The organism is uncultured Methylovirgula sp., from assembly GCF_947646745.1.
Lineage (GTDB): Bacteria > Pseudomonadota > Alphaproteobacteria > Rhizobiales > Beijerinckiaceae > Methylovirgula.
Genome location: NZ_CANSHK010000049.1, coordinates 1 through 19,260, shown reverse-complemented (window position 1 = coordinate 19,260; position 19,260 = coordinate 1). Strand labels below are relative to the sequence as shown.

At 63.2% G+C, this 19,260-nt stretch carries 26 protein-coding genes and 1 riboswitch; of the genes, 13 read left to right on the top strand and 13 right to left on the bottom strand.

What is annotated here, in order from left to right; genetic code table 11:
- Nucleotides 1-92: 92 nt before the first annotated feature.
- The gene (locus Q0025_RS13255; protein ID WP_297299913.1) at nucleotides 93-1,247 is read right to left on the bottom strand and encodes an HlyD family secretion protein; all 1,155 of its coding nucleotides are present in this window, start codon (nucleotides 1,245-1,247) and stop codon (nucleotides 93-95) included.
- On the opposite strand from Q0025_RS13255, the gene Q0025_RS13250 reads away from it, so the two are divergent.
- The 4 genes from Q0025_RS13250 to Q0025_RS13235 all read left to right on the top strand — a co-directional run bounded on the left by Q0025_RS13250 (nucleotide 1,246) and on the right by Q0025_RS13235 (nucleotide 3,926).
- A complete protein-coding gene (locus Q0025_RS13250; protein WP_297299909.1) occupies nucleotides 1,246-1,446 on the top strand; it encodes a hypothetical protein in 201 nt (66 codons plus the stop codon). The genes Q0025_RS13255 and Q0025_RS13250 overlap by 2 nt on opposite strands.
- A gap of 13 nt (nucleotides 1,447-1,459) precedes the next feature.
- Nucleotides 1,460-2,074: a TetR/AcrR family transcriptional regulator gene (locus Q0025_RS13245; protein WP_297299907.1), complete on the top strand. Its 615-nt coding sequence runs from the start codon at nucleotides 1,460-1,462 to the stop codon at nucleotides 2,072-2,074.
- Nucleotides 2,067-2,861, top strand: a complete 795-nt coding sequence (locus Q0025_RS13240; RefSeq protein WP_297299905.1) for a uracil-DNA glycosylase — start codon at nucleotides 2,067-2,069, stop codon at nucleotides 2,859-2,861. The genes Q0025_RS13245 and Q0025_RS13240 overlap by 8 nt, the downstream gene beginning before the upstream one ends.
- A gap of 129 nt (nucleotides 2,862-2,990) precedes the next feature.
- Complete coding sequence (locus Q0025_RS13235) at nucleotides 2,991-3,926, top strand: neutral zinc metallopeptidase (RefSeq protein WP_297299903.1); 936 nt, start codon at nucleotides 2,991-2,993, stop codon at nucleotides 3,924-3,926.
- A gap of 7 nt (nucleotides 3,927-3,933) precedes the next feature.
- On the opposite strand, the gene Q0025_RS13230 is transcribed toward Q0025_RS13235, so the two are convergent.
- On the bottom strand, nucleotides 3,934-4,497 hold the full coding sequence (locus tag Q0025_RS13230) for a hypothetical protein (protein WP_297299901.1): 564 nt from the start codon (nucleotides 4,495-4,497) through the stop codon (nucleotides 3,934-3,936).
- Nucleotides 4,498-4,760: 263 nt separating this feature from the next.
- On the opposite strand from Q0025_RS13230, the gene Q0025_RS13225 reads away from it, so the two are divergent.
- From Q0025_RS13225 to Q0025_RS13205, 5 genes are all read left to right on the top strand, one after another.
- Nucleotides 4,761-5,822 (top strand): PA0069 family radical SAM protein, encoded by a 1,062-nt coding sequence (locus Q0025_RS13225; protein WP_297299899.1) that lies wholly within the window; start codon nucleotides 4,761-4,763, stop codon nucleotides 5,820-5,822.
- Nucleotides 5,823-5,905: 83 nt separating this feature from the next.
- Nucleotides 5,906-6,535: a ribonuclease HII gene (locus Q0025_RS13220; RefSeq protein ID WP_297299897.1), complete on the top strand. Its 630-nt coding sequence runs from the start codon at nucleotides 5,906-5,908 to the stop codon at nucleotides 6,533-6,535.
- 127 nt (nucleotides 6,536-6,662) lie between these two features.
- Nucleotides 6,663-7,880 (top strand): site-specific DNA-methyltransferase, encoded by a 1,218-nt coding sequence (locus Q0025_RS13215; RefSeq protein WP_297299895.1) that lies wholly within the window; start codon nucleotides 6,663-6,665, stop codon nucleotides 7,878-7,880.
- 207 nt (nucleotides 7,881-8,087) lie between these two features.
- The gene (locus Q0025_RS13210) at nucleotides 8,088-8,273 is read left to right on the top strand and encodes a DUF4089 domain-containing protein (protein WP_297299893.1); all 186 of its coding nucleotides are present in this window, start codon (nucleotides 8,088-8,090) and stop codon (nucleotides 8,271-8,273) included.
- On the top strand, nucleotides 8,270-9,664 hold the full coding sequence (locus Q0025_RS13205; protein WP_297299891.1) for an AtzE family amidohydrolase: 1,395 nt from the start codon (nucleotides 8,270-8,272) through the stop codon (nucleotides 9,662-9,664). The genes Q0025_RS13210 and Q0025_RS13205 overlap by 4 nt, the downstream gene beginning before the upstream one ends.
- Nucleotides 9,665-9,780: 116 nt before the next feature.
- Here the strand turns inward: Q0025_RS13205 and Q0025_RS13200 are convergent, their stop codons facing one another.
- From Q0025_RS13200 to Q0025_RS13185, 4 genes are all read right to left on the bottom strand, one after another.
- Complete coding sequence (locus Q0025_RS13200) at nucleotides 9,781-10,374, bottom strand: phosphatase PAP2 family protein (protein ID WP_297299889.1); 594 nt, start codon at nucleotides 10,372-10,374, stop codon at nucleotides 9,781-9,783.
- Between the two features lie 164 nt (nucleotides 10,375-10,538).
- Nucleotides 10,539-10,958, bottom strand: coding sequence for a hypothetical protein (locus Q0025_RS13195; protein ID WP_297299887.1), 420 nt, complete (start codon nucleotides 10,956-10,958; stop codon nucleotides 10,539-10,541).
- A gap of 93 nt (nucleotides 10,959-11,051) precedes the next feature.
- Nucleotides 11,052-11,651 (bottom strand): NAD(P)H:quinone oxidoreductase, encoded by a 600-nt coding sequence (gene wrbA, locus Q0025_RS13190; protein ID WP_297299886.1) that lies wholly within the window; start codon nucleotides 11,649-11,651, stop codon nucleotides 11,052-11,054.
- 64 nt (nucleotides 11,652-11,715) lie between these two features.
- On the bottom strand, nucleotides 11,716-12,414 hold the full coding sequence (locus tag Q0025_RS13185) for a pirin family protein (protein ID WP_297299884.1): 699 nt from the start codon (nucleotides 12,412-12,414) through the stop codon (nucleotides 11,716-11,718).
- 111 nt (nucleotides 12,415-12,525) lie between these two features.
- On the opposite strand from Q0025_RS13185, the gene Q0025_RS13180 reads away from it, so the two are divergent.
- Both Q0025_RS13180 and Q0025_RS13175 read left to right on the top strand, forming a co-directional pair.
- Complete coding sequence (locus Q0025_RS13180) at nucleotides 12,526-13,440, top strand: LysR family transcriptional regulator (protein WP_297299882.1); 915 nt, start codon at nucleotides 12,526-12,528, stop codon at nucleotides 13,438-13,440.
- An 8-nt stretch (nucleotides 13,441-13,448) separates the two neighbouring features.
- Entirely contained in the window at nucleotides 13,449-13,847 is a 399-nt protein-coding gene (locus tag Q0025_RS13175) for a DUF302 domain-containing protein (RefSeq protein ID WP_297299880.1), read from the top strand.
- Here the strand turns inward: Q0025_RS13175 and Q0025_RS13170 are convergent, their stop codons facing one another.
- From Q0025_RS13170 to crcB, 3 genes are all read right to left on the bottom strand, one after another.
- On the bottom strand, nucleotides 13,848-14,120 hold the full coding sequence (locus Q0025_RS13170; RefSeq protein WP_297299878.1) for a helix-turn-helix transcriptional regulator: 273 nt from the start codon (nucleotides 14,118-14,120) through the stop codon (nucleotides 13,848-13,850).
- Between the two features lie 63 nt (nucleotides 14,121-14,183).
- The gene (locus Q0025_RS13165; protein WP_297299876.1) at nucleotides 14,184-14,498 is read right to left on the bottom strand and encodes a DUF190 domain-containing protein; all 315 of its coding nucleotides are present in this window, start codon (nucleotides 14,496-14,498) and stop codon (nucleotides 14,184-14,186) included.
- Nucleotides 14,499-14,509: 11 nt separating this feature from the next.
- The gene (gene crcB / locus Q0025_RS13160) at nucleotides 14,510-14,884 is read right to left on the bottom strand and encodes a fluoride efflux transporter CrcB (RefSeq protein ID WP_297299875.1); all 375 of its coding nucleotides are present in this window, start codon (nucleotides 14,882-14,884) and stop codon (nucleotides 14,510-14,512) included.
- 115 nt (nucleotides 14,885-14,999) lie between these two features.
- Nucleotides 15,000-15,063: riboswitch (Fluoride riboswitch) on the bottom strand.
- 96 nt (nucleotides 15,064-15,159) lie between these two features.
- On the opposite strand from crcB, the gene Q0025_RS13155 reads away from it, so the two are divergent.
- Complete coding sequence (locus Q0025_RS13155) at nucleotides 15,160-15,438, top strand: hypothetical protein (protein ID WP_297299873.1); 279 nt, start codon at nucleotides 15,160-15,162, stop codon at nucleotides 15,436-15,438.
- Nucleotides 15,439-15,535: 97 nt separating this feature from the next.
- Here the strand turns inward: Q0025_RS13155 and Q0025_RS13150 are convergent, their stop codons facing one another.
- Nucleotides 15,536-16,252 (bottom strand): NUDIX hydrolase, encoded by a 717-nt coding sequence (locus tag Q0025_RS13150; RefSeq protein ID WP_297299871.1) that lies wholly within the window; start codon nucleotides 16,250-16,252, stop codon nucleotides 15,536-15,538.
- Entirely contained in the window at nucleotides 16,249-17,151 is a 903-nt protein-coding gene (locus Q0025_RS13145) for a PhzF family phenazine biosynthesis protein (protein ID WP_297299869.1), read from the bottom strand. Before Q0025_RS13145 ends, Q0025_RS13150 begins: the two co-directional genes overlap by 4 nt.
- A gap of 202 nt (nucleotides 17,152-17,353) precedes the next feature.
- Here Q0025_RS13145 and Q0025_RS13140 point away from each other — a divergent pair, with 202 nt between their 5' ends.
- A complete protein-coding gene (locus Q0025_RS13140) occupies nucleotides 17,354-17,707 on the top strand; it encodes a rhodanese-like domain-containing protein (protein WP_297299867.1) in 354 nt (117 codons plus the stop codon).
- On the opposite strand, the gene Q0025_RS13135 is transcribed toward Q0025_RS13140, so the two are convergent.
- Nucleotides 17,704-18,648 (bottom strand): DUF1963 domain-containing protein, encoded by a 945-nt coding sequence (locus Q0025_RS13135; RefSeq protein WP_297299865.1) that lies wholly within the window; start codon nucleotides 18,646-18,648, stop codon nucleotides 17,704-17,706. The two genes, Q0025_RS13140 and Q0025_RS13135, sit on opposite strands and share 4 nt — an antisense overlap.
- Nucleotides 18,649-19,018: 370 nt before the next feature.
- On the bottom strand, nucleotides 19,019-19,260 hold a 242-nt coding region (locus Q0025_RS13130; RefSeq protein ID WP_297299863.1), incomplete at its 5' end, for a PDZ domain-containing protein.

Genomic DNA, 19,260 nt, shown 5'->3' with positions numbered 1-19,260 from the left:
GCTGGCGAATGGCTTCGCCAGCAGGGCCGCGGGCCGAGCCGGGGCTGTCGGCGGCGCAGCGCCGCCGGGCAGCCGCAGCGTCTCTTCTGCGCTCATCGGACCTTCACGCTCGGCTCGACAGACAGGCCGAGCGACAGCGGCCGCTTGGGGTCGAGACCTGAGTCGATGACGATCTTCACCGGAACGCGCTGAACGATCTTGACGAAATTGCCGGTCGCGTTTTCCGGCGGAAAGGCGGTGAAACGCGAGCCCGTGCCGAGCTGGATCGAATCGACGTGGCCCTTCAAGTGCAGGTCGGGGTAGGCATCGACATTGATCGTCACCGGCTGGCCCGGCCGCATGTCGGCGAGCTGGCTTTCCTTGAAGTTTGCCGTCACCCAGATTTCCGGCGAAACCAGCGAGAAGATCTGCTGGCCCGGCGTCACATAGGTGCCGACTTCGACATTGCGCTTGGTGATCCAGCCGTCCTGCGGCGCCTGCACAACCGCCCAGGAAAGGTTGAGCAGCGCCTGGTCGAGCTTGGCTTTCGCCTGGTCGATTTCGCCGTGGAATTGCGACACCTGCGCTTCAGCCTGGCCGATGCGCTGAGGCACGGGGGCGGCCTGTTCGACCTGCGCCTGCGCCGCGGCGACCTGCGCCTGCGCTTGGCGCAAGGCAGCGGTCGCGGCATCGACTTCCTGCTGCGTCGTCGCACGGCTGGGGAGCGCCTTCTGCCGATCGTAGTCGGCCTGCGCGCGCACGAGCGCGGCCTGGGCGGAGGCCAGTTGCGCCTTGGCCGAATCGAGCTGCGCCGGGAAATTCTTCTTCGCCACGTCGGCGGCATATTGGAAGCCGGCATATTGCCCTTCGGCGGTTGCCAGATTGGCCTTCGCATTCTCGACGTCGATCACATATTGGCTCGGATCGATGTGGATCAGCGCCTGGCCCTTCTTGACGAACTCATTGTCGGTCACGTCGAGCGAGACGACATTGCCGGAGACCCGCGGTGCGATCGTCACCGCGCGGCCATCGATGAAGGCGTCGTCGGTTTCCTCAAAATCGCGGTTGGCAAGCCAATATTCGTAAGCCGTGAAGCCGAGGCCGCCGAACAGAGCCAGCAGCACGATCCAGGTCACCGGCCGGCGCTTTTTTTTCGCCGCGGGGGGAGCCGGCTTTTCCTCGGGCAGGGGCGCGGCCTTCGGCGGCGCGCCTTGCGTCGAGCCCTCCTCGGCGACAGGGAGATCGGTATCGGTGCGCGATTTGGCCATGGCAGTGCAACATGCGGTTTGGAGCGAAAACCACCCCTTCACCGACTCGCGGTCGCGCAAGCCGATGAAGATTTATCAAAATTCAGACTTAACCGAACTGATGAGTTCGTATATGGTCGCCGCCAGGCAATGTCAACCGAAGGACCGAAAAGATTATGTTGAGGGAACGGCGCATCCCACGCGGCGAGAAGCGGCGTGATGAAATTGCAGCAGTGGCCGAACGCGTTTTTCTAGAGCTCGGCTTTAACGACACCACGATGCAGATCGTCGCCTCGCGCGCCGGCGCCTCGAAGGAGACGCTCTATCGGCATTTCGGCAGCAAGGAAGGATTGTTCTCCGAGGTCGTGCGAGCCCGCGCCGAGCGGGTCTACGGCAAGGTCGAGCGCGAAATCGGCCAGCACAACGACCCCCGCGAAGTGCTGAAAGAGCTCGGTTTCAACCTGCTGAGCAAACTGATCAACGAAGATCCCGTTTGCCTGTTCCGCATCGTCATTTCCGAGGCGCAGCGCACGCCCGAGCTCGGCCGTATCTTCTTCGAGCAGGGCCCGAGCCATTTGCTCAACGACCTTTCGAACTATCTGGAATATGCCACGAGACAAGGCATGCTGCAGTGTGACGAGCCAATGGTTGCCGCGAGAATCTTTCTCGGCGCCGTCGTTGCCAACCGTCACATCATCAAACTGGTCGCGCCGGATTATGAGCAATTGACCGAGGAGATCATTCGTCATCATGTCGAGGAAGCTGTGCGCGTGTTTCTCGCCGCTTATGGCCCGCACGCGGTCGTGCGCGAGAGCCGACCAGCGGCTTTAGAGCACAACCATGTCTGATATGGCCGACCTGTCGCCCGAGTCGCTAGCGCAGCTTCTGCGCTGGTATGCTGACATGGGCGTCGATCTTGCCGTCGATGATGAGCCGCATGATCGCTTCGCCGAATCGCAAAGCTCGGCGAAAGCGCCGCCACCGCCAATCCAACGAAGAGCTGCGGCCGCCGCGCCGCCGCTGACCGCGCTGCCGGCGCTCGGTGAGCAAATGGCGCAAGACGCCGCCAAAGCACAGACGCTTGACGATCTGCGCGCACGGCTTCTGGCTTTCGAAGGCTGCGGCCTGAAAGCAACCGCAACGCAGCTTGTCTTCGCCGACGGCAATCCCGAGGCCGACATCATGTTCGTCGGCGAAGCGCCGGGGGCGGATGAAGACCGCATCGGCCGGCCGTTCGTCGGCCGTGCCGGGCAATTGCTCGACAAGATGCTGGCCTCGATCGGGCTCGATCGCAGCAAAGTCTATATCGCCAATGTCGTGCCGTGGCGGCCGCCCGGCAATCGGACGCCGACGCCGCTTGAGACGGGCGCCTGCCTGCCGTTCACCCGCCGGCAGATCGAGCTCGTCGCGCCGAAAGTCCTGATCTGCCTCGGCGCGCCCTCGATGCAGACCTTGCTTGGCGTCAAGGAGGGCATCATGCGCAGCCGCGGCCGCTGGATGGACTATGATCGCGGCGGCACGATCATCCCCGCCATGGCGATGCTGCACCCGGCCTATCTCTTGCGCCAGCCGTCGCACAAAAAATTTGCCTGGCAGGACTTGCGCGAACTCGCCAGGAAAATGCGCGACGTCTGACGCCGCGCGCGCTTTCAGAAAACCGTCAAAAGCTTGGGCTCGGCCCGGCGCCGCGATCTGGCGCACAGCGCGGCTTCGCGCGTATAGGGAACGTGCTAGACTGGCGCGAAAAACGAGGGAGCCCGGCGCATGGAGTGGCAGAATTTTCGCAGGTCGGACAATGTCGAGGACCGGCGCGGCGATGATAATGCCGGCGACCTTTCGGGCGGTGGCCTTAGCCTGCCGGGCGGACTTGGCGCCGGCCATCTCAGCCTCGGCGCGATCATCATTCTGGGCTTGATCGGCTGGGCGCTCGGCATCGACCCGCGTGTCCTGATCGGCGGCGCCGAAATGGTGCAGAACGCCAGCCACGGCTTGCAGCAAGGCGGCCAGGTTTCGCCCGCGCAACCGACGCAGCAGGCTTCGACCGAGACCGGCGTACCGAAGGATCAGATCGGCCAATTCGTCGCTGCCATTCTGGCGCAGACGGAAGATGTCTGGTCGCAGGTTCTGCCGGCGCAAAAGGGCATCCAATATGTGCCGCCGAAGCTCGTGCTCTATAGCGGCGCGACGCGCTCGGGCTGCGGCGGAGCATCGGCTTCGATGGGCCCGTTCTATTGCCCCGAAGACCAGAAGGTCTATCTCGACACCTCCTTCTTCCGCGACATGCAGACCAAATATGGCGGCGGCGGCGATTTCGCTTATGCCTATGTGATCGCGCATGAGATCGGTCATCACGTCCAGGATCAACTTGGCATTTTATCGAAGGTCAACCGGGCCGAGCAGAATGCCGGCGATCGGGCGCAGGCCAATGCGCTGTCGGTGCGCATCGAATTGATGGCCGATTGTCTCGCCGGCGTCTGGGCCAACAATGCCCAGGCGAAATATCACATCCTCGATCAGGGCGATGTCGAGAAAGCCGTCGCGACCGCGCAGGCGATTGGCGACGACCGGCTGCAAAAGGCGGCGCGCGGCTATGCGGTGCCGGATTCCTTCACCCACGGCTCGGCGGCGCAGCGCGTGCAATGGCTCGAGACCGGCCTCAAATCGGGCCAGATCGATTCCTGCAACACGTTCGCACGATAGGCGCCGATCAAGCGACGCGCCGCAGCCTGATCCCGTTCGCTGGCCGCGCGTGCACCGCCTTGGCGAGTGCCGTAAAGCTCGGCGCCTTCACGTTGAGGCAGAGGCGGCGCGGTGCCAGGAGCGCCGCCGGCTGAACGAGATGCGTCAGGATTTTCTCGATCGGCCGCGCCGGCTCGCCGCGTAACAGCCAGCCGCGTGTCTCGGCCTTGCCGAAGCGCAGAAGGTCTTCGATGGCTTCGGCGAAGCCGGTCTCCGGGACATAGCCGGCGCGGACGATGAAGAGATGCGCCGCGCGCGCCAGCGGAAAGGCTTGGGCAATTCCGTCAGCCTCGGTTTTTGCTTCGACGAAAGCGCAGCCGGCGTGGTCGGCAATATAACCGAGCCTGATCTGCGGCGGCCCGACGAGGACCGCTTCACGCACCAGGCCGCGCACAGCGGCGCTGACAAAGGCCGAGAGCGTGCGCACCGTTGCTTCAGCGATTTGCGCTTCGGCGACTTGGGTTTCGGCGGCTCGTGATTCGAGCCCACCCACGGCAGCCGAGGGCGGGCAGAGAACGATCAGGGACATCATTGCGAAGGCTCAAACCTCATTGGAATTTTGGCGGCTTGCCGATTGACAAGGCACGTTCTGTTCTTTAAATGTTCTCATCATGTTCTTACATGAAGTCGTCGCAAATGGCCGTCAAAGTTTCCTCGCACGCAGCCACTCCGGTTCAAGCGAAATCTCCAGTTCCTGGCGAGGGCAGCCGCCGTGTAGCCCAAGCGGCGCCGCCTTCGCTTCGGCCGCCGCGCATCTTCGATCCGGCCCCCAGGGTCGAGGATGCGCGGCCTCTTATGCCGCGGCGGGGCCGTGGCGCGCAATCCAATGCAAGTGGCCGTTTCGAGCCTTTGGCCTATGCGCCGGTCGATGACGGCTGGCTCGCCGAAGACGAGCCGCCGCCGCTCAAGACCTCGGTGACGCTCGAGCGGGCGAAGACGATCATCACCCGCAATGAATCGCCCGATATTTCCTTCGACCGCTCGATCAATCCCTATCGCGGCTGCGAGCACGGCTGCGTCTATTGTTTCGCGCGGCCGACGCACGCCTATATGGGCCTGTCGCCGGGGCTCGATTTCGAGACCAAGCTTTTCGCCAAAGCCGATGCCGCGGCGCTGCTCGAACGCGAATTGGCGGCGAAGACTTATCAGCCGCGCACGATCGCCATCGGCACCAATACCGATCCCTATCAGCCGATCGAGCGCCAGCATCGGGTGATGCGGCAGGTGCTCGAAGTTTTGGCCCGCACCAATCATCCCGTCGGCATCGTCACCAAATCGGCTTTGGTGCTGCGCGATCTCGATCTCCTGGCGCCGATGGCGGAAAAGGGGCTCGTCAAAGTGGCTTTGTCGGTCACGAGCCTCGACCCGGTGCTCGCAAGGCGCCTCGAACCGCGCGCCGCAGCGCCGGAGAAACGGCTTGCGACCCTCAAGGCTTTGGCGGAGGCGGGCATTCCGACCTGCGTCATGGTCGCGCCGGTGATCCCGGCGCTGAACGATGCCGAGATCGAGACCATATTGGAGCGCGCCCAGGCGGCCGGCGCCCGCGAGGCGGGTTATGTCATGCTGCGCCTGCCGCTCGAATTGAGCGATCTCTTCAGCGAATGGCTGCTGGCGCATTATCCAAGCAAGGCGCGCCATGTCCTTTCGCTCATCCGCTCGACCCGCGATGGCAAGATCTATGAGTCTCAATTCGGCAAGCGGATGACGGGCTCGGGCCCCTATGCCTGGATGATCGGTCGCAGGTTCGAGGCGGCGGCCGCAAAGCTCGGGTTTGCCAAGACGCGAATCCGGCTGCGGCACGATCTTTTCACGCCGCCGAAGCGGCAAAACGAGCAATTGCAGCTCGAATTGCTGTGAGCTTCGCCATGCAATGGATTGCGCGGCTTGCGATCTTGGGGCTAAGAGCCTGGCTCGGGCGGGGGCGCCCACAAGGCTCAGGCATGGTCAAGAAGCCCTCTTTGCCGCATTTCCGCTACGAGCGGCAATTGGCCAAGAAATCCGTCTGGCCGATCGCCGGAATGGATGAAGTCGGGCGCGGTCCGCTGGCTGGGCCGGTTGCTGCGGCGGCTGTGATTCTCGATCCGGCCCGCTTGCCGAAGGGTGTCAATGATTCGAAGGCGCTGACCGCAGAAGAGCGCGAAGCCGCTTACGAAGAGATCATGCGGCATGCTGTAGCCGTGTCGGTCGCTTTTGCGAGTGCGGCGGAGATCGACGCCATCAACATCCGTCAGGCTAGTCTTGCTGCGATGCGGCGGGCGCTTGCCGCGCTCGCCGTCGCGCCGAGCTATGTGCTCGTCGACGGCAATGATCTGCCGGCGGCGCTGTGCTGCGCCGGCGAGACGATCATCGGCGGCGACGCGCGCTCGCTGTCGATTGCCGCGGCCTCGATCGTTGCAAAAGTCACGCGCGACCGCCTGATGGCGCGTTTATGCGGTCTGTTTCCGGTCTATGGATTCAGCCGCCATGTCGGTTATGCGACCCCGGAGCACCTCGCCGCGATCGCCAAACACGGGCCCTCTCCCTATCACCGCTTGAGCTTCTCGCCGTTCAGGGCGGAGCCGGCCGCTTAGGCTCGGCGGCAAGTTTCTTTTAATCAAATCGTTCAGAAAAGGGACAGGTTCGCGTCATCATCCTAAACGCGGATTTTACCGGCTTCGCGCAAATTGTCGTTGTTCGTCGCGTATCCGGTGAGTGTCTATGCGTATCGCACGTGCCGGGACTGCCGCCACGAAGTCTCAGCTAAAGGTCTTGCGTACTGAGCACTCGCGCAGGCTTGTCCCGGCCGTTGCTTCTCCGGTAGCCCAACACAACGTTCTTCCCGTCAACGAGATTCTCATCGGCGACTGCCTGGAGAAACTTGCCAGCCTGCCGGAGGCGAGCGTCGATCTCGTCTTCGCCGATCCGCCTTACAATCTGCAGCTCGAACAGTCCCTGTCACGGCCGGACCAGAGCCTGGTCGATGCGGTCGATGATGATTGGGACAAGTTCGCGAGCTTCGGCGACTATGATCGCTTCACCCGCGATTGGCTCAGCGGCGTCCGGCGGGTGATGAAGGACAATGCGACGATCTTCGTCATCGGCTCCTACCACAACATTTTCCGCGTCGGCACGATCCTTCAGGATCTCGGCTTTTGGATTTTGAACGACATCGTCTGGCGCAAGGCCAATCCGATGCCGAACTTCCGCGGCCGCCGGTTCACCAACGCGCATGAAACATTGATCTGGGCGGCAAAGGGCGCCGGCGCGAAAAGCTACACGTTCAACTACGAAGCGCTCAAAGCCGGCAACGAAGACTGCCAGGTGCGTTCGGACTGGTTTCTGCCGATCTGCACCGGCGCGGAACGATTGAAGGATGCGGGCGGAAGCAAGACGCATCCGACGCAGAAGCCCGAATCCCTCCTTGCGCGCGTGCTGCAGGCGGCGTCGCAGCCCGGCGATCTCGTGCTCGACCCGTTTTTCGGGACCGGCACGACGGGCGCCGTCGCCAAAAGGCTTGGCCGCAGTTTCATCGGCATCGAGCGCGACAAGACTTATGCGGCTGCCGCACGGGCGCGCATCGCCGCCGTCACGCCCTATCCCGAGGAGGCAATCAGCGCCGCCCCAAGCAAGCGATCGCAGCCGCGTGTCGCTTTCGCCTCGGTGGTTGAAGCCGGCCTCATCGCCCCCGGTGCGGTGCTCATCGACGAAAAGAAGCGCCATCGCGCGCTCGTGCGCGCCGACGGAACGCTGGCTCTCGTCGGCGCCGGCTCCGAGCTTGCCATCATCGGCTCGATCCATAAGGTCGGCGCGCTTGCGCAAGGCCTGCCGGCTTGCAACGGCTGGACCTTCTGGCATATCGAGCGCGACGGCAAACTCGCACCGATCGATGAGCTGCGCAGCACGATCCGCGGCGCCTTGAAAATCGCGGCGGAATAAGCAGCATCGGACCGAAAAGTGCGCAGCGGTTTTCGGGCAGATCCGATGCGATGAAAAGATTAGAGACGTCCATCGGACCGAAAAGTGCGCAGCGGTTTTCGGGCAAATCCGATGCGATGAAAAGATTAGAGACGTCCATCGGACCGAAAAGTGCGCAGCGGTTTTCGGGCAGATCTGATGCGATCGATACTGTAAGATGGCGCTGTTATGATCGATGATGCATCGCTGGCCGCCTGGTGCGATGCCATGGCAGCTCTCCTCGACTTGCCGATCGAGCGCGGCGACCGCGCCGAAATCCTCGCCAATTTGCGTCTGATCGCAAGGCAGATCGGCCTCGTCGGCGACGTCGCGCTCGACGATCTTGCCGAGCCGGCGCCGGTGTTCCGGGCATGAGCCTGACGCTTGACGTTCTGCGCGCCGCGGCCCGTGACATAGCAGCGGCTGTTTCGAGCGGGCAGATGTCCGCCCGCGCCGTCACCGCGGCGGCGCTGGGGCATGTCGATGCGCGCAATCCGCAGCTCAACGCCTTCACCGATATCACGCGTGCGCGCGCCCTGGCCAAAGCGGCAGCCATTGATGCCGGGCACGCGCCGCGCGGCGCGCTCGCCGGCGTGCCCTATGCGGTGAAAAATCTTTACGACGTGGCCGGTGTCGTCACCCGCGCCGGATCGAGAATCAATCGCGACAATGCGGCCGCGGCGACCGATGCTTTCGTCGTCGAGAAGCTCGAGGCGGCGGGCGCCGTTCTCCTGGGCGCGCTCGACATGGACGAATATGCCTATGGCTTCACCGGCGAGAATGTGCACGACGGGGATTCGCGCAACCCGCATGATCCACGCCATATGACCGGCGGATCGTCCGGCGGTTCGGCCGGCGCCGTGGCGTCGGGCATGGTCGCATTCGCACTCGGCTCCGACACCAATGGTTCGATTCGGGTGCCGGCCTCGCTCTGTGGGCTCTTCGGCCTCAAACCGACCTATGGCCGGCTGTCGCGCCGCGGCGTCTTTCCCTTCGTCGCGAGCCTCGACCATGTCGGCGTTCTGGCACGCTCCGCGGGCGATCTCGCACTTGCCTATGACGCGATGCAGGGCAGGGATGGCGGTGATCCAGCGCAAGCGGCGCGCGAGGCGGAGCGCGTCCTACCATTGCTTTCGCAAGGCGCGACCGGCCTGCGCATCGCCGTGGCGGGGGATTATTTTCGCCGCAGCGGCCGCCCCGAATGTTTTGCCGCCGTTGACGCGGTCGCAGCCGCGCTCGGCGCGACGCGTGACGTCGTCGTGCCGTCGGCTGCGGCGGCACGCGCTGCGGCTTTCGTCATCACCGCCGCGGAAGGTGCCGCCTTTCATCTTTCGAGACTGCGTCAACGCCCGCAGGATTTCGATGCCGCGGTGCGCGACCGGTTGTTTGCCGGGGCGATGATCCCGGCCGAAGCTGTTCTTCGCGCACAAAAGCTGCGCGCCTGGTTTCGCGGCCGCATCAACGCGCTCTTCGAGGAGGTCGACATCGTCCTGACGCCGGCGACGCCATGCCGGGCGCCGCTCTCCGGCCAAAAGACAATCGAGATCGATGGCGCCGACGTGCCGGTGCGCGCCAACCTCGGCCTCTACACCCAGCCGATTTCCTTCATCGGCTTGCCGGCTTTGACCGTGCCTTTGTGGACGCCGGGCGAACACCTGCCGATCGGCGTGCAGATCATCGGGCCGCCCTGGCGCGAAGACCTCATCTTGCGCGTGGCGCATGAACTCGAACGAAAGGGTGTCGCACACGCGCCGGTCGCGCCCTAGAGCGCGATGCGAAAAAGTGTCAGCGGTTTTTCGCAAAAATCCCGCTCTAAACTCTTAGAATCGATCACGTTTATGCTTTCGGATCGATTCGATCCGAAAGCATCGTGATCTGACGCTCACCAAAGAGCGAGAACGAGGATCGACAGCGGATAGGCGAGGACGATGCCGAGAATCGCGCCGGCGAATGTGTCGCTCGGATAATGGTGCGCGGTGGCGATGCGCGACCAGGCCATCAGAAGCAGCAAGACGATCGCGGAGAGAATCGCCCCCGGCCAAACCAGCACGACAGGGGTCAGCACGCCGGACAGCGTCATCGTATGGCCGCTCGGAAACGAATGTTCGTCGAGCACGGTGAGCAGCGATTGTAGCTTGGGATCGGCCTGATAGGGCCGCGGCCGGCCGATCTTGCGCTTGATGATCGGGAACATCAGGTGGAGCAGGCCGGCATTCAGCGCGCCAAGGAAGATGACACGGAAGCCTTCGCGGCCGAGGCCGCTGAAAATGATCGGCACGATGATCAGATAGAGCCAGCTATTGCCAAGCTTGCTGATCGCGATGGCGGACACACGGCCGATCTTCGGCCGCGCCGAGCGCGAGATCAGATGAACCGCGGCGAGATCGGCGCTGCGCAATCTCTGGGCCCATGCCATGCGAAGGGTAGCCTGCATCATCTGCTGATCGGTCGGCTCCGGCGTCGGAAGATTGGCCATAACCACCCCCGGCAAATCCAAATCACGCGCCGTCTGGATCACCAAAACGGAAGACGGTGACCGCCATATGACAGCCGCGCGCTTCTCCACCAAACGCACAGACAGGGCATCAGCGGTACAAAACCGCAGCAAAATCAAACCGGCTCAGCGCAATCGCCGAGCCTTTAGCCGCGCCGGCGTCCGAATGTCACATGCGATTCGCGGGCCGCTGCCGGCCACGTGAGAGAAATTTGGCGGTCGAGGCGCTGGCGCATGATCTCAGCGAGCACGTCGGCAACGAGCGCGGCTTCCGGATCTTCGGCCTGCGGCTGCCGCGCTTTGATGCCTTGCCGCCAGGACTGATCGGCGACATCGAGGGCGAAGGCGAGCAGCGCATTGGCGATGAAACTTTCGACCGTCAGGCCGCGGTGGGCGACGAAGGCGTGGATCTCATCGGCAAAGGCGGGGTCGAGCCGGTCGAGAACCGAGGTCGCGGAGATCGTGCCCGCGTGCAGACCGAGGATCAGGTCGCGCAATCGCGGCGCATCGCCGGCGGCGGATGAGTCGGCGTTGACGAACAGGGTCGCTAGGAGCGGCATTTTCATGCAGATCTCCGGGGCCGGGTTTTCCGGCTCCGGAGTATAGCCGAATTTTTGTCGTCTGTACGAAGCCAGCCGGCGACTCAGGCGCGAAATTGTTCAGCCGAATAATTTCGTCGCGATTTCCGCCACATGCCGGCCTTGGAAACGGGCGCCGGCCAATTCTGTTTCGCTCGGTTGGCGCGAGCCGTCGCCGGCGGCGATCGTCGTTGCGCCGTAGGGCGAACCGCCGGTTATTTCGTCGACCCGCATCTGACCCTGAAAGCTGTAAGGCAGGCCGACGACGACAAGGCCGAAATGCAAAAGGTTGGTGATGATGGAGAACAGCGTCGTCTCCTGGCCGCCATGTTGGGTCGCGGTCGCGCTGAAGGCGGCGCCGACCTTGCCGTTCAGGGCGCCGCTCGCCCAGAGGCCGCCGGCCTGATCGAGAAAGCTCGCCATCTGCGACGAGATGCGGCCGAAGCGCGTGCCGGTACCGATGATGATCGCATCATAGTCGGCAAGTTCGGCAATGGTCGCGACAGGCGCGGGCTGATCGAGCTTGAAATGCGAGGCCTCCGCAACCTCGGGCGGGACAAGCTCCGGCACGCGTTTGATATCGACTTTCGCGCCGGCTTCGCGTGCGCCCGCCGCGATAGCCTCGGCCATTTTTTCGATATGGCCATAAGCGGAATAATAGAGGACCAGAACCTTCGCCATTTTTACCTCGCTACTTGGTTTGCTGAAAGAAGCGGCCGCCCTTTGGGGACGGCCGTTTGTTTGCTTAGGCCGCGTCGACGAGAATGACTTCGGCATCCTCAAGCGCTTTGATGCGCAGGACCTTTTCGCCGAAGACGGCAGCGCCGTCGCGGGCGTTGAGCTTCACGGCGTTGACTTCGACCTGACCTTTGGCCGGAACGAGATAGCCGTGGCGGGTTTCGCCGAGCGGATAGTCCGCCGTTTGGCCGGCCTTGAGCGTGGCGCCGACGACGCGCGCGTCGGCACGGATCGGCAAAGCGTCAACGTCCTCGGAAAAGCCGCTCGCCAATGTCACGAACTGGCCGGCGCGATCGTCCTTCGGAAATGGCTTTGCGCCCCAGGACGGCCCGAGCCCCTGTTCGCGCGGCAGGATCCAGATCTGGAAAATCCGCGTCGTGCCGGGTTCGAGATTATATTCGGCGTGGCGAATGCCGGTGCCGGCGCTCATCACCTGCACGTCGCCGGCTTCGGTGCGGCCTTTGTTGCCGAGACTGTCCTGATGCGTGATGGCGCCCTCGCGGACATAGGTGATGATCTCCATGTCGCGGTGCGGATGCGGCGGAAAGCCGGTGTGCGGCGCGATCGTATCGTCATTCCAAACGCGCAGCGCGCCCCAGCCCATGCGCTGGGCATCGGCATAGTCGGCAAAGGAAAAATGATGCTTGGCGTCGAGCCAGCCGTGGTTGGCGCCGCCGAGCGATTCAAAGGGTCTGCGTTCGATCATGGTCCCAGTCTCCCTGGATCGGCCGCCGCCGATCTCTGTTGGAGGAAATATTGATCCGAGCGATTAAATCTGAAATAGAAATGATAGAAACGAACTGTTTCCGGATTTGATATGCCGAAGCTTCCGGATTTCGAGGCCTGGGCGGTATTTGCCAAAGTGGCGGAGTTGGGCTCCTTCGCCCGGGCGGCCGCCGAGCTCGGCCTGTCGAAGGCGACCGTCTCGAAGGCGGTCGGACGGCTTGAGGCGCGGCTTGGCACGGCGCTCTTCCACCGCACTTCGCGCCGCATGTCGCTGAGCGAGGCGGGCCGGGCGACGCTCGAGCGGGCGAGCCGAATCCTGGCGGAAGGCGAGGCGATCGAGGCCGAGGCGACCGCGCAATCCGCCGAACCGCGCGGTCTCGTAAGGGTCGCCGCGCCGATGACGTTCGGCATCGTCCATCTGGCGCCGCTGCTCCCCGATTTCTGCCGGCTCTATCCGCAGGTCTCCATCGAATTAAGCCTCAGCGATCAGATCGTCGACATTGTCAGCGATGGTTTTGATCTCGCCTTGCGCATCTCCGATCTGCCGGATTCGAGCTTGCTCGCGCGGCGGCTCTGCCGGGTGCGCATTCTGCTCGTCGGCGCGCCGCGCTATTTCGAAAAGTACGGCCGCCCGCAGCATCCACAGGACCTCGCGGCCCATACCGCGCTGCTCTATACCTATCAGCGCAGCCGCGACGTCTGGCACTTTTCGCATCCGAAGAAGGGCAACTATAGCGTCGCCGTATCCGGGCCCCTGCGTGCCAACAATGCGGATGTCTTGCAACCGGCGCTCTGCGCCGGGATCGGTTTGGCCTTGCAACCTGAATTTCTCGTCTGGCGGGACATCGATGAGGGCCGGCTCGAAGTCGTGCTAAAGGACTGGTCGGCACCGCCGGCGGCGCTGCATCTCATCACGCCGCCGAGCCCGATGCGCCCGGCGCGGGTTGAGGTCTTGATGGATTTTCTTGCCCAGCGGCTCACCCGCATGCCCTGGGCGCAGCCATGAGGTCAGCGATGGCGTCGAACGGGTTGATCACGATTCCAAGCAATTATTCGGTCAAACAAACGCTCGACCGACTGGAGACGGCGCTCAAGGCCGCCGGGGTCACGATTTTCGCCCGCATCGATCATGCCGGCGGTGCCGCAGCCGTCGGGCTGGCGCTCAGGCCAACCGAGGTTTTGATCTTCGGCAATCCCAAGGGCGGCACGCCGCTTATGCAGGCCAATCAGATGATCGGCCTCGATCTGCCTTTGCGCGTCCTCGCTTGGGAGGACGAAGCCGGCAACACCAATCTCGCCTACAACGCCGTCGATTGGCTCGCTCTACGATATGATCTGGACGCGCTGACCGAACCCGCGCGCGAGGGGCTGGCGAAAATGCTCGCCAAATTCACCGCTGAGGCGGCCGGCTGACTATTCGTCGTTGCTGGAATTCAGGCTTTCGAGCGGCACGACCTTCGGCGGCGGCAACAGGCTGACGCCGGATTCATCATCGGCAAAGATGACGCCAGACCGTTCCAGCGCATGTTTCAGATTGGCCGCGGTCGTGTCCGGCATCTTGCGCGCGCCCGTCTCGTAATCGAGCAGGCTCACGAGTGGGATATGGGCCTTTTCGGCGAGCTTTTCCTGGGACCAGCCAAGCAGGCCGCGCGCTGCACGCAATTGTGACGTTGAGATAATGATCAAATTCCTCTCCCCCGAAGTGAATTTCACCGGAATGTAAACGCCCCAGGGCGCCGAAAGTTGCCTTCAGCGCTGCACGGCCGGCCATGAAACAATATGCTCCGCGGGGAGCAAGCCGTTCAAGGCCTCGATCGCGGTTTCGACGCGTGGCGAAGTATCGAAGAATTCGATGACCAGCGGCAGGCTGGTCAGAATATGCAAGAGATCGGCGCCATAGACTTCGTCCGTCTCGCCGAAGCCGGCGACGCCGCGAAACACCGTGACACCCTTCACGCGATGCTGATCGTGCAGCACTTTCAAAATTTCCTTCATCAGGGATTCGCGCCGGCCCCTGTCGGCTTCGCGCAGATAGATGCGCACGATGGTGACGTCGTTTGTCATGACCAGTCCCTTCAGATTGCACGCGCGGCGAAGACGCCCGCGGCGGTTGCCGCGAGCCCGAGCAGCAGCGAAAGAAAGACATAGAGCGCGCTGCGGCCCCAGGCGCCTTGTTCGGCGAGCAGGAATGTTTCCATCGCGAAGGTCGAGAATGTCGAAAAGCCGCCGATGAAGCCGGTCAATAGGCCGAGTCGGATCGTCGGCGCGACGACAATCCGTTCGACCGTGATCGTGAACAGAAAACCGATCAGCAAACAGGCGGCGATATTGATCGACAAAGTCGCGTAGGGAAATCCGCGCCCGAGCCAAGCCTGAACCGAATTGGTCATCGCATAACGCGCCCAGCAGCCGAGAATGCCGCCGATCGCGATCGTCACATAAGCCCACATGCTTGGCCTGCCTTTTTGTGAAGGAAAGGGCGCGGCCGGAGACCGCGCAGCGAGACGGAAAAGAGAGAATTCGGAACCGCGCTGCGCATAAATCTCCTGCCGTCGCGAAGACGTTTTTTTCGCAGGAGTCATCAGCCCCGAGGGCGGTTACATGGCGGAACCCCATCGCCAGCCCGCAAAATGAAAAGTGTCGCGGCTCTTGTCAACCGCGTCGCGCTTGACCGGCGGCGGCCAAATCGCGCTATCTTTCCGGGCGAAGAATCGCGGAGGGCGCCATGCGGGCTTGGCGAATGGCATTGGGTATCACGTTGGCTGTCGTCGGTGCCGTCAAAGCGCAAGATTCTTTGCCGCCGGGCGCGCCCTGCACCGAGCGGCTCGACCGTTACCAGGCCGTCGTCGGCGCCGATCACCGCACCGGCAATGTCAATGATTCCGTCTATGTGGAGATCGAGCACGAACTCTCGCGCGCCGCGGCGGCTTGTGCCGCGGGCCATGACGGCGAAGCCTTGAGCCTGATCCGCCAATCGGAGGTGCGGCACGGCTATCACACTTAGAGCATCGGACCGAAACGTGCGAAGCGGTTTTCGGGCAAAGCCGATGCGAGGATAAGACCTAAAAGCGCCGAGCGATTCAATTTGAATGTCCGACGCTTCAGCCTGTGCCGAAGGCGCGCCGCAGATAGGCCTGCATAAAGGCCGGCATAGAGGCGTCGATGTCGGCAGGGCCGAAGACCGGCACGAGCCGCGCGAATTCCGGATTTTTCTCCTGCGCCAGAAACTCCGCGACCCGCGTGATGAGATCGGCGATCGGCAAAGGCGAACGCAGCTCTTTCATGCAGGCGATCAGCGCGCCGTCGAAGACCACGCTCCACCCCGGCGACGGCGCGACATCCTGTGCCGCGAGGCCGGTTTCTTCCGCGAGTTCGCGCAACGCGCTGCCTTCAAGATCCAGCCCGTCGCCGTCAAGATCATTCAGATCCGGCGTGCCGCCGGGACAATAGACGCGCCCCGCATTCGCCGTCCATGCCGCCATTTCGCCGAGAAGATAAGCGCCGTCTGCCGCGCGCAACGCCGCCAGCGCGAAAAGATTGCTGACACCGCCCGGGCGGCCGAGGTCGTGCCATGCCTGAAAGGCCTTATATTCCGCAACAAAGCACGTGCCTTGAAGCCGCGCGCCGCCCGGCGCCGCATCGCGCGCAATATCGCGCATCAGCAACACTTCGCCGTTATAGAGCCGCGGGTTGGCTTCAACCCGCTTTTGCCAATTGGCGTCGATCTCGGCTGCATGACCGGCCGCGAAATCCCATGCGTTTGGGCGCAGGCGAATGTCGATCGCCGCCACCTTTTCGATGCGCGGCGCGCGGCTCACAGATCGAGCTTTCCATCGGCGACGATGACTGCGCCGCCGCCGATCGCCGCGGTCGCCAGGGCGCCCTCTGCGACATCGAGAGAAAGCACGATCGTGCTCGGCCGGCCGAGCGCCGCGCCTTGCAGGATCGTCAGCGCATGATGGCCGTCGGGAACAGCCTCGAATTGCATCAGTGCGCCGGCAAAGGCGGCGGCGGCCGAGCCGGTCGCTGGGTCTTCGAAGACGCCGAGGCTCGGCGCGAACATCCGCGCCTCGAAATCGTCGTTGGCACCACGCGCATAAAGATAAGCGTGCGCCGCCTCCGGCGGGGCGAAGGCGTCGGCGAAACGATCGAGCTGCGGCCGCGCTGCGTTGAGGGCCGCGAGACTTGCGATCGGCACGCAGGTGAAGGGCGTACCGGCGGAAAAGATCGCCGGCTGATGCCGGCCGAAGCCGATATCGGCCGATGCGAGGCCGAGCGCCGCGGCGATTTTTTCGCTGGGCTGCGCTGCACCAATGCGCGCCGGCAATTTCGGCAGCGCGAATTCGGCTTGCCGCGCCTTGCCGGGGCGGTGGCGGGCGAGGCAGGTCACGGCGCCGCCAGGTTCCTCAAGCACGATGCGAACGTCCTGTCCGCGCATCAAGCTCGCGGCGCGCAATTCACCGATGAGAACGGCGGCGCCGATCGTCGGGTGGCCGGCGAAGGGCAATTCGGCCTTGGGCGTGAAAATGCGCAGCCGCGCCGTATTGACCGGGTCGAGCGGCGGCAGGACGAAGACTGTCTCGGACAGGTTGAATTCCGCAGCGATCTTTTGCATGGCCGCCGCGTCGAGGCCGTCGCTGTCGATGACGATAGCAAGCGGATTGCCGGCGAGCGGCCGGTCGGTGAAGACGTCGAGGAGATAAAATTGGCGGCGCAAATGCTGCTCCTTCGGAGCGGGCGTTTTGCGAAACGCTTTGCCTCGCGTCAAGCCATTGAATTTTGCGCGGTTGCGCCAAAATTGATGGGCCGGCTTGCTTGCTCGACATACATGCCGAGCCTATAGTTTTCGTATCGTAAACATCGCCTCTCGTTTTGTGGACTTGGGGCCAGTGGGGCGCAAACGCGCCGGGATCATCACGATGGCTGAAGCGGCAAAGATTATCGTCGAAGACGTGAGCCTGAAGGATTTGAAAGCCGGGCTTGCCGATGGCTCGATCGTTCTCGTCGACGTGCGCGAGCCGCACGAATATGCCGCCGGCCACATTCCGGGTTCGACGTTGAATCCGCTGCAAAGCTTCGATCCGGATGCCTTGCCGCCGGCCGCGCCGGGCAAAAGGATCGTCTTCTCCTGCCGCTCCGGCCGCCGCTCGATTGCGGCGCTCGGGCTCGCGCAGCAGGCGGGGCGCAGCGACATCCGCGCGCATTATCCCGGCGGCATGCTCGGCTGGGAAGGCGCCGGCGAGCCGGTGGAGAATTTTGAGGACAGTCTTTAGCTCGCCTGCATCAAGAGCTCGGCGCGCTCGAAGCGCCGGGCTTTCAGATCGTGCGGTGCCAGCGTGAAATAGACGAGGCCGCCCGGGCCCCAGCCGTGCAGTTCCTCGCCGTTTGTATATTCGCCGAGTTGAAGCAGAAGTTTAGAGCCCCAGCGCCCCGGCATCTCCACTTCATTAATTTGTATTCGATCGGGCCAGCCAAAAAGCTTGCTGATTTCATAGCCGCTCATCAGCTTGCTGATTTCTGTGCGTCCTTCCCAATGATTGGGTTTGCCCAGGCTCGCAATGTTAAGCCGCAGATCGATATAAGCTGATTCCTGAATTTCGGAAAAATTGCGCGCCTCGATGGCCGGCTCGTAAAAATGTGGCAGTTCGAATGTCTCGAAGAAAGCCAAGCCGCAGGAAATCTGCGGTTCGAAATCCTCGAGCGGCAAATGCGCCGGCGAAAGTGCGCCCGTGTCGGCGAAATAATAGATTTTGCCCCCGCCCGCCGGAAAGCATCCGCTGACGTCGTCGCCGTCGCCAAAGAAAGATAAGAGCCCAACCTGCGGCAAGCCGAATGCCTTGGCGCGCGCACCCAGTTCCGCACAATTGATCTGGCCCAAAAACCAGAAGGGCTCTTCCTTATATGCTGGCCATACGAAATCCTCGGGCACAACGGGAAGGCCGCCGAGGCGCGAGGCTGTCGGTTCGGCGGATAGAGGCACCGGCCATAATCTGATCGCTGGACGCAGCAAGGCGCAAATCGCTTCGCCGAAACCGGCCTCGGCTATAAGTTCCTCCGCCATTTGCTTGCTGATGCCGGCAGGCATGGCCTCGAACGGAAACTTTGGCGGCTCGCGCGGTGGCGATGGCTCCGGTTTGCGGTCGAAGAGTCGGTCTTCGAGAAAACGGCGCGCAGCTTGTCCCAACGGGTCGTCACGTTCGGCGAGTTCCTGCATGACGGCCAGGCTCTCCTGCCTATGCTGACCGCGGAACAGAAAGAGATGTGCGACCGTGTCCCGGACTTTCGCATCGCGATGCGATAGAAGTTGGTAAAGCGCGCCGGGCCCATCCGGCTCGGCGTCAATCGCGTCTAATATTTTGCTGCGTTCCGAGAATAGCCGATTGTGGCGGCCGACATGCTCCGTGCGTTCGACTTCGCTTATATTTTCGATCAGATCGGCGACGAGCTTTTCGGCCTGCGATATCGGCTTACCCCCTCGATGCCGAGATTATGTTCTGTTTTTGTTCCAAGCGCAAGCAAATTGCTCAGGCAACGGTGAAAGAGCATTCAGGTTGGAAAAAGGGGCGCCGAAGCGCTCCTTTAGATTACCGTTCCCTGAGCGCCACCCAATAGCGACGTTTGTCCGAGCGGCGCAGCACGTCGAGCGGCACGGTCGAGCCGATCTTGTCGGCATCGAGGAGGCGCACGAGGTCGTCGACGCCCGTCACCGGCGTACCCGACACGGCGAGGATGATGTCCCCGGTGAGGAGGCCCGCCTCGTCGGCGGGACCGCCCTGTTCGACGGCGGTGATCACCGCGCCGGTCGCCTGTTCGAGGCCGAGGCGCA

Excerpts from the sequence above, each read along its gene's own strand:
- Q0025_RS13155 (WP_297299873.1), top strand. The coding sequence starts at position 15,160 with ATGCGGGCTTGGCGAATGGCATTGGGTATCACGTTGGCTGTCGTCGGT.
- Q0025_RS13180 (WP_297299882.1), top strand. The coding sequence starts at position 12,526 with ATGCCGAAGCTTCCGGATTTCGAGGCCTGGGCGGTATTTGCCAAAGTG.
- wrbA (WP_297299886.1), bottom strand. The coding sequence starts at position 11,651 with ATGGCGAAGGTTCTGGTCCTCTATTATTCCGCTTATGGCCATATCGAA.
- Q0025_RS13255 (WP_297299913.1), bottom strand. The coding sequence starts at position 1,247 with ATGGCCAAATCGCGCACCGATACCGATCTCCCTGTCGCCGAGGAGGGC.
- Q0025_RS13140 (WP_297299867.1), top strand. The coding sequence starts at position 17,354 with ATGGCTGAAGCGGCAAAGATTATCGTCGAAGACGTGAGCCTGAAGGAT.
- Q0025_RS13195 (WP_297299887.1), bottom strand. The coding sequence starts at position 10,958 with ATGAAAATGCCGCTCCTAGCGACCCTGTTCGTCAACGCCGACTCATCC.
- Q0025_RS13250 (WP_297299909.1), top strand. The coding sequence starts at position 1,246 with ATGGCAGTGCAACATGCGGTTTGGAGCGAAAACCACCCCTTCACCGAC.
- crcB (WP_297299875.1), bottom strand. The coding sequence starts at position 14,884 with ATGTGGGCTTATGTGACGATCGCGATCGGCGGCATTCTCGGCTGCTGG.
- Q0025_RS13210 (WP_297299893.1), top strand. The coding sequence starts at position 8,088 with ATGATCGATGATGCATCGCTGGCCGCCTGGTGCGATGCCATGGCAGCT.
- Q0025_RS13185 (WP_297299884.1), bottom strand. The coding sequence starts at position 12,414 with ATGATCGAACGCAGACCCTTTGAATCGCTCGGCGGCGCCAACCACGGC.
- Q0025_RS13220 (WP_297299897.1), top strand. The coding sequence starts at position 5,906 with ATGGTCAAGAAGCCCTCTTTGCCGCATTTCCGCTACGAGCGGCAATTG.
- Q0025_RS13225 (WP_297299899.1), top strand. The coding sequence starts at position 4,761 with ATGCCGCGGCGGGGCCGTGGCGCGCAATCCAATGCAAGTGGCCGTTTC.
- Q0025_RS13205 (WP_297299891.1), top strand. The coding sequence starts at position 8,270 with ATGAGCCTGACGCTTGACGTTCTGCGCGCCGCGGCCCGTGACATAGCA.
- Q0025_RS13135 (WP_297299865.1), bottom strand. The coding sequence starts at position 18,648 with ATGCAGGAACTCGCCGAACGTGACGACCCGTTGGGACAAGCTGCGCGC.
- Q0025_RS13165 (WP_297299876.1), bottom strand. The coding sequence starts at position 14,498 with ATGACAAACGACGTCACCATCGTGCGCATCTATCTGCGCGAAGCCGAC.
- Q0025_RS13215 (WP_297299895.1), top strand. The coding sequence starts at position 6,663 with ATGCGTATCGCACGTGCCGGGACTGCCGCCACGAAGTCTCAGCTAAAG.
- Q0025_RS13235 (WP_297299903.1), top strand. The coding sequence starts at position 2,991 with ATGGAGTGGCAGAATTTTCGCAGGTCGGACAATGTCGAGGACCGGCGC.
- Q0025_RS13240 (WP_297299905.1), top strand. The coding sequence starts at position 2,067 with ATGTCTGATATGGCCGACCTGTCGCCCGAGTCGCTAGCGCAGCTTCTG.
- Q0025_RS13230 (WP_297299901.1), bottom strand. The coding sequence starts at position 4,497 with ATGATGTCCCTGATCGTTCTCTGCCCGCCCTCGGCTGCCGTGGGTGGG.
- Q0025_RS13175 (WP_297299880.1), top strand. The coding sequence starts at position 13,449 with ATGGCGTCGAACGGGTTGATCACGATTCCAAGCAATTATTCGGTCAAA.
- Q0025_RS13200 (WP_297299889.1), bottom strand. The coding sequence starts at position 10,374 with ATGGCCAATCTTCCGACGCCGGAGCCGACCGATCAGCAGATGATGCAG.